The organism is Corallococcus exercitus (assembly GCF_003611585.1).
GTDB classification, from domain to species: domain Bacteria; phylum Myxococcota; class Myxococcia; order Myxococcales; family Myxococcaceae; genus Corallococcus; species Corallococcus exercitus.
The window spans coordinates 1-6,557 of record NZ_RAVW01000497.1 but is presented as its reverse complement, the minus strand read 5'-3'; the positions used below and the strand labels follow the sequence as shown (position 1 = coordinate 6,557).

Sequence of the window (6,557 nt, the reverse complement as noted above, 5' to 3'; positions counted from 1 at the left end):
ATCACGGTGGATACCAACGGCAGGATCTTCGCCAATGGAGGCAATGGAGCCGTTGGCTGGAATGGCGCCAGTCCGGTGGCGGGCCAGATGTATGGCGGCGGCGGTGGTGGCGGTGGTGGCATCATCCAGTTCCTCAGCGCGAACGCGCCCGTCATCGTGAACCCCGCCAACGTCCAGGTGAACGGTGGCACCGCGGGCGCGTCGGCCGTCTCTGGCACGGCCACGACGCTGGTCCAGACCGGCGGTGGCGGTGGCGCTTGCGCGGGCAATGGCGGAGACGGCACGAAGTCCACGGCGGCCGGTGACGCCTCCCAGGTGGGCACCACGGGAGACATCATCACCGTCAAGGCAGACCAGCCGGAGTTGCTCTTCTACTGAGCGCGGGGGCATGGCCTGACACGCGCCCCTGCTGTCGACTCGACCCTGGAGGCGTCAGCGACAGTGTGTTGATGATGGCCGCATGTCGTCGCCCCCGGCCCATCCGTCCCTGACCTCCCTGGTGCCCCCACCGGGCGAGCTGCTTCGCACGCAGAGAAAAGCGGGCCGGTCCGCCGTGGTCGGCCTGATGCTCCTCTGGGGCGCCGCCTTCGTGAGCCCCTTCCTGGCCTACCAGGAGGACGTGAAGGCGGCGCAGGGCGAGCTCCTCATCCACCTGTCGGACCGCGCGGGCTTCCAGGCGCAGGCCCTGGGCGCGCACCTCGGGCTGCTGCGCTCGGAGCTGCAACGGCTGGCGGAGCACCCGTCGCTCCGGCCCGAGGACGGCGCCGCGGCGCCCGAGGTGGCGCTCCTCGAGAATGCCTTTGGCCACACGTCTCTCTTCTCGGGGGGCGTCGCGCTGGTGTCCGCGGACGGCGCTCGCATCTGGAGCGACCCGGTGGAGATGCCGCTCGGGCGCACACCGCTCGCCTCGCGCCCGTGGTTCCGGCGGATGGTGAAGGAGCGGGTCGCTTCGGTCGGACTGCTGGACGAGGAGGGAGGAGGGCTCGTCGCGGTCGCGGTCCCCATCGTGCGCGACGAGCGCGTCGTGGGCCTCCTCGTGGGCGAGCTCGCGACGGCGAACGAGCTGCTCCCGACCCCTCGCGGGACGCACGAGTCCATGGTCGCCCTGCTCGGCGAGCGCGGTCGCATCCTCCTGCCGGCGACGCCTCCGCCGCTGCTGCGTCAGCCGGAGCTCGCCACACGCCTCCGCCCGCTGGTGGACGCTCCCGGGGCCGTCACGCTCGGAAGCACGCGGCTGCTCGGCGCGGCGGCGCTCGTTCCCGGAACCGGCATGCTGCTCGCCGTGCTCGAGGACGAGGCGCAGGACCGCGCGGTGCTCAAGAGCCGCTACCTGGGCCAGCTCGGCTTCCACACCGCGCTGCTCGGCGGAGTGCTGCTCCTCTTCACGGTGCTCCTTCGCCGCTCCTACCGTTCGCTGGTGGCCGCCGAAGAACAGCTGCGGCGCCAGGAGACGATGGCCGCGCTCGGCACGGCGTCCTCGCTCATCGCCCACGAGGTGAAGAACGCGCTCAACAGCATGCAGGCCGCGCTCAGCATGATCCGCGCGAAGGGAGGGGAGACGACCTTGCCCGTCCAGGCGCTGCGTTCCCAGGCGGACCGGCTGGGCCACCTTGCCCGCTCCTTGCTGAGCTTTGCCTCCCCCCAGTCCACGCAGCGGCGCAGCTGTGAGATGCACCTGCTGGTCCAGGACGCGCTCCAGGCCGTGAGGCTCCTGCCGGAAGCCGCGGACGTCACCCTCGAGACCACGCTGCAGGAGGGGCTCTTCGTGAAGGGGGACCCGACGTTGCTGGTCTCCGCCGTCGACAACCTCATGCGCAACGCCGTCGAGGCCGGCGCCGTGGCGCATGACACGGGCCAGCAGCCCACGCCTCGCGTCCAGGTCCGGCTGCTTCGCGAAGGCGCGGAGGTGGTGTTCGTCGTGGAGGACAACGCGGGCGGAGTGCCCCCGGCCTTCGAGCCGCGGCTCTGGGAGCCCTTCGCCGTGGGGCGGTCAAAGGGCATCGGGCTCGGGCTTCCGATGGTGCGCACGGCCATCCGTGCGCATGATGGAGGAAGCGTCTCCTACACCCGCGTGCCCGGAGGCAGCCGCTTCACGGTTCGCCTCCCGCTCGAGAGAATGGCCTCATGAGCACCTCCCTGCTGCTCGTCGACGACGACAGGACCTTCTCCTCGCTCGCGGCCTCCATGCTGAGCCAGGAGGGGTTTCGCGTCCGGGTCGCGCGCTCGCTGCATGAGACCCGCGCCGCGCTCGCCGCCGAGGCGCCGGACCTCGTCGTGCTGGACCGGAGGCTGCCGGACGGAGATGGGCTCGTCTTCCTGCCCGAACTGCGTGCCCAGCTTCCGGCGACCGTCGTGCTGATGGTGACCGCGCACGGCGACATCGAGAGCGCTGTCCAGGCCATCCGGGCGGGGGCTCGCGACTACCTGAGCAAGCCCGTCGAGATTGACGACCTGGTGATGCGCGCGCGCCGCGCGGCCAGCGACCTCCAGCTCCAGGAACGGCTGCGCCAGGCGGAGAGCGTCCTCGAAGGACAGCATCGGATGGCGGAGCCCCGCTCGCCGACGATGCAGCGCACCCTCGAGATGCTGGAGCGGATCGCCACCACTCCGCGAAGCCCCGTCCTGCTGCTCGGGGAGACCGGGACCGGGAAGGCGGTGCTCGCCCGCCATCTCCACGCCTTGCGCCAGAAGCAGGGGGCGTTCGTGCAGATCAACTGCGCCGCGCTTCCGGCCACGATGATGGAGAGCGAACTCTTCGGACATGAACGCGGCGCCTTCACGGACGCGAAGACGGCGAGGCGCGGGCTCGTGGAGCTCGCGAGCGATGGGTTGCTCTTCCTCGACGAGGTGGGGGAGCTGCCGCTCGCGCTCCAGGCGAAGCTGCTCACGTTCCTCGACAAGGGGGCCTTCCGACGGCTCGGCGGCACGACGGAGCTCACGAGCACCGCGCGCATCGTGGCGGCCACCAACAAGGACCTGGAGGCGGAGGTCGCTGCCGGGCGCTTCCGCGAGGACCTCCTCTTCCGGCTCAGCGTGTTCCGGGTGGACGTGCCTCCCTTGCGCGAGCGTCGGGAGGATGTGCTGCCACTCGCACGGACGCTCGTGCTGGAGCTCTGCTCGGAGCTCGGCCGGCGCCCGGTTCCCTTCTCTCCCGCGGCGGAGGAGCGCCTGCTGAGCTATCCCTTCCCCGGCAATGTCCGGGAGCTGCGCAACGTGCTCGAGCGAGCGCTCGTGCTCGAGGGCGGGCCCACGCTCGAGCTGCAATCGCTCACCAAGGGGGGCGGCACGCCGGCCCCGAGCGACCCCAATGCCTTCTCCGTGTCAGGCCCACCCAGGCCGCTCGATGAAGTGGAGCGCCTCTATGTCCGGCACGTGCTCGAGCAGCTTGGAGGCAGGCGCATGGAGGCGGCCCGCGCACTGGGCCTGTCCTATCCGACCTTCCTCCGCCGCCTGGAGGAGAACCCCCCCTCGGAGTGAAGGACTTAAAAAGTCTTTCATCGCTTGAGGCGCGGGCTTCAAATTTCTTTCATCCCCCGGTCCTGACGGCCCACGCCCCAGGCGGGAAGGGCCCGAAACGGTCCGGCACGACGCTTGCGTAGGCCTCCTGTCACTTCGAGCCCTTTTGCGGTTCGGCAGATGACAGGAGAGCTCAAGCAATGACTTCGGGTGGAAGAGCAGAGGAGGCGAAGCCCTCGTTGAAGGGGATTCTCGCCTCGGATTTGCCCGCTTCGCTGGTGGTGTTCCTGGTGGCGCTGCCCCTCTGTATGGGCATCGCGCTCGCCTCTGGAGCGCCCATCATGGCGGGCCTCATCGCGGGCGTCGTGGGCGGCATCGTGGTGGGCCTGCTGGGCGGCGTGCCGCTGCTCGTGAGCGGCCCCGCGGCGGGCCTCGCGGTGATGGTCTTTGGCTTCATCCAGCAGCTGGGCTTCGCCGTGACGTGCGCGGCGGTGGCCGCGGCGGGACTCGTGCAGGTGGCGCTTGGCGGGCTGAAGGTCGCGCGCTCGGCGCTCGCCATCTCGCCGGCCGTGATCCACGGGATGCTCGCGGGCATCGGCATCCTCATCGTGCTGGGGCAGGTCCACATCGTCCTGGGCGGCTCTCCGCAGAGCAATGCCTGGAACAACCTGCGGGAGCTGCCCGGGCAGATCCTCGACCTCCATGGCCCGGCCACGCTGCTGGGGCTGCTCACGCTGGGCATCCTCATCGCGTGGCAGTTCCTGCCGAACGGGCGGCTGAAGAAGGTCCCGGGGCCGCTGGTGGCGGTCCTGGGCGGGACCGTGGTCGCGGCGGTGTTGAGCGCGGACGTGGCGCGGGTGCAGCTGGCGGCGAATGCGCTGTCGGCCATCCAGCTGCCGTCCCTTCCGGAAGGGTCCATGTGGGGCGCCTTCATCGTGGCCGTGCTGTCCCTCGCCCTCGTGGCGAGCGCCGAGTCGCTGCTGAGCGCGGTGGCGACCGACAAGCTCCATACGGGCCCGCGGGCGAACCTGGATCGCGAGCTGCTCGCGCAGGGCGTGGCGAACACCGTCTCCGGTCTGGTCGGCGGTCTGCCCATCACCGGCGTCATCGTGCGCAGCGCGGCGAACATCAATGCCGGCGCGAAGACGCGCTGGTCGGCGGTGCTCCACGCGGTGTGGATGCTCGCCTTCGTGACGCTGCTGGGCGGGCTCGCGTCCTACGTGCCCCTGACGGTGCTCGCGGGCCTGCTCGTGCACGTGGGCCTGAAGCTCGTGAACCTCGCCCACATCCGGGAGCTGCGGCACCGGGGTGAGCTGCCCGTCTATCTCATCACCGTGGCCGGTGTGGTGGGCATCAACCTGCTCGCGGGCATCGGTCTGGGGCTTGGCGCGGCCATCCTCCGGCTGCTGTGGCAGCTGGGCCAGGTGCGCGTGGAGACCCACGCCGTCAATGGCGTCCACCAGGTCTGCATCAGCGGAGCGCTGACGTTCGTCGGGGTGCCGAAGCTGTCGACGGCGCTCGCGAAGATTCCGTCGGGCTCCAAGGTGGAGGTGGACGTGGCGGTGAACACGCTCGACCACTCCGGCTTCGAGGCGCTGGAGAGCTGGGCGGACACGTATCGCAAGACGGGCGGCACCGTGGCCATGGAGCCGCTCGAGGACGTCTGGAGCCGGCGCAGCGCGCGTGCGGCCTCCGCTACAGGGCCTGCCGCGGCGCTATCGCCTTCGACCCCCGTTCATCACGTTTCGACTCTCGCTTCCGGAGGTGCTCAGTGAAGAAGCTCATCAGAGGTCTGCTCGATTTCCGGCGTCACACCCTGCCCTCGTACCGGGCGACCTTCGCGAGGCTCGCGAAGGGGCAGTCCCCGGACTGCCTCTTCATCAGCTGCTCGGACAGCCGCGTGGTGCCGAACCTGCTCGTCTCCACGGACCCCGGTGACCTCTTCACCGTGCGCAACGTGGGCAACCTCGTTCCGCCCGCGTCGCTCGACGGGCAGTCCGCGGGAGACCGCGGCGAGGCGGCGGCGATCGAGTTCTCCCTGGGCTTCCTGCCCATCGAGGACGTCGTGGTCTGCGGGCACTCGAGCTGCGGCGCGATGAAGGCCATCCTGGCCGGAGGCGCCGTGGACGGCGCACCGAACCTGGAGCAGTGGCTCGCGCACGGAGCGCCCTCGCTCAAGGCGCTGAAGGAGAACACCCAGGTGGGCGCGGGGCTGCCTGACGCGGATCGCCTCGCCCAGCTGAACGTCCTCGCGCAGCTGGAGCACCTGAAGACCTACCCCATCGTGCGCGAGCGGCTCGCGGCGGGGACGCTGCGGCTGCACGGCTGGTGGTTCGACATCGGGGCGGCGCAGGTCCACGCCTACCGGGCGGACCTCGGCCGCTTCGTCCCCATCGATGAGACCGAGGGTGAGCGGCTCCTGATGGAGCTGACCGACGAGCAGCCCGCGCTGCGCGCCGTCCAGTAGTCACGCGGCATCGGGCCTCGGCGATCCTGCGTCCAGCGCGGATCGCCGGGGCTCTGCTTCACTCAGGGTTCGCTGAAGCCGCCGCGCACCCACCCGTTGGCGACGTCCCGGGTGAACTTGAAGTTCGCCGGCACGCGATGCTTCGCGACGGTCGCCCCCGCGTCGTCGATGGCGGAGAGCAGCGCGTGGGGGTCGTACTCATCCGCCACGAGCTCGAGCCGGACCTCGTACCAGCGGCCCTCCCAGGCGATGGAGAGCTTCTTGGTCATGGCCTGGTCGCGCTGTCGCGCGGAGCGGTCCAGGACCTCCGAGGCCGTTTTCACGAAGGTCGCGAACGCCGGACCATCGAAGGGCTTGGGGTTCTTCTTGTCGCGGCCCATCACCCACGGGCTGATGAGGACGGGCTCGGAGATGCCCTGCTTGCGGATCTCCACGGCCCAGCCGTCGTCCTCCTCGTTCTTGATGACCCGGGCCGACCAGCCGTTCTTCCTCCAGAACGTGGGCTCCATGACCTCGGGCTCGGCGGGCGTGCTCTCATTGCTCATGGGGCCTCCTCATACCTCCTGGGGCTGACCTGCGCCGCACCCATCCGCAGGACGGAGGCCGTGCTGGCGGACGAGCGCTGGGGTTTCGG

At 70.4% G+C, this 6,557-nt stretch carries 5 protein-coding genes and 1 pseudogene; 5 read left to right on the top strand and 1 reads right to left on the bottom strand.

Features of this window, described 5'->3' with window-relative positions; genetic code table 11:
• The 5 genes and pseudogenes from D7W79_RS36890 to D7W79_RS36870 all read left to right on the top strand — a co-directional run.
• Positions 1–378, top strand: a pseudogene (locus D7W79_RS36890) (DUF7151 family protein); the annotation flags it as partial.
• An 82-nt stretch (positions 379–460) separates the two neighbouring features.
• On the top strand, positions 461–2,128 hold the full coding sequence (locus D7W79_RS36885; RefSeq protein ID WP_120529965.1) for a sensor histidine kinase: 1,668 nt from the start codon (positions 461–463) through the stop codon (positions 2,126–2,128).
• Complete coding sequence (locus tag D7W79_RS36880) at positions 2,125–3,477, top strand: sigma-54-dependent transcriptional regulator (RefSeq protein WP_120529964.1); 1,353 nt, start codon at positions 2,125–2,127, stop codon at positions 3,475–3,477. Before D7W79_RS36885 ends, D7W79_RS36880 begins: the two co-directional genes overlap by 4 nt.
• Positions 3,478–3,656: 179 nt before the next feature.
• Positions 3,657–5,231 (top strand): SulP family inorganic anion transporter, encoded by a 1,575-nt coding sequence (locus D7W79_RS36875; protein ID WP_120529963.1) that lies wholly within the window; start codon positions 3,657–3,659, stop codon positions 5,229–5,231.
• Positions 5,228–5,923, top strand: coding sequence for a carbonic anhydrase (locus D7W79_RS36870; RefSeq protein ID WP_120529962.1), 696 nt, complete (start codon positions 5,228–5,230; stop codon positions 5,921–5,923). Before D7W79_RS36875 ends, D7W79_RS36870 begins: the two co-directional genes overlap by 4 nt.
• Positions 5,924–5,985: 62 nt before the next feature.
• Here the strand turns inward: D7W79_RS36870 and D7W79_RS36865 are convergent, their stop codons facing one another.
• Positions 5,986–6,468: a hypothetical protein gene (locus D7W79_RS36865; protein WP_120529961.1), complete on the bottom strand. Its 483-nt coding sequence runs from the start codon at positions 6,466–6,468 to the stop codon at positions 5,986–5,988.
• Positions 6,469–6,557 lie beyond the last annotated feature (89 nt).

What these genes read in the sequence shown, in the direction of transcription:
- D7W79_RS36885 (WP_120529965.1), top strand. Translation starts at nt 461, where the DNA reads ATGTCGTCGCCCCCGGCCCATCCGTCCCTGACCTCCCTGGTGCCCCCA.
- D7W79_RS36880 (WP_120529964.1), top strand. Translation starts at nt 2,125, where the DNA reads ATGAGCACCTCCCTGCTGCTCGTCGACGACGACAGGACCTTCTCCTCG.
- D7W79_RS36875 (WP_120529963.1), top strand. Translation starts at nt 3,657, where the DNA reads ATGACTTCGGGTGGAAGAGCAGAGGAGGCGAAGCCCTCGTTGAAGGGG.
- D7W79_RS36865 (WP_120529961.1), bottom strand. Translation starts at nt 6,468, where the DNA reads ATGAGCAATGAGAGCACGCCCGCCGAGCCCGAGGTCATGGAGCCCACG.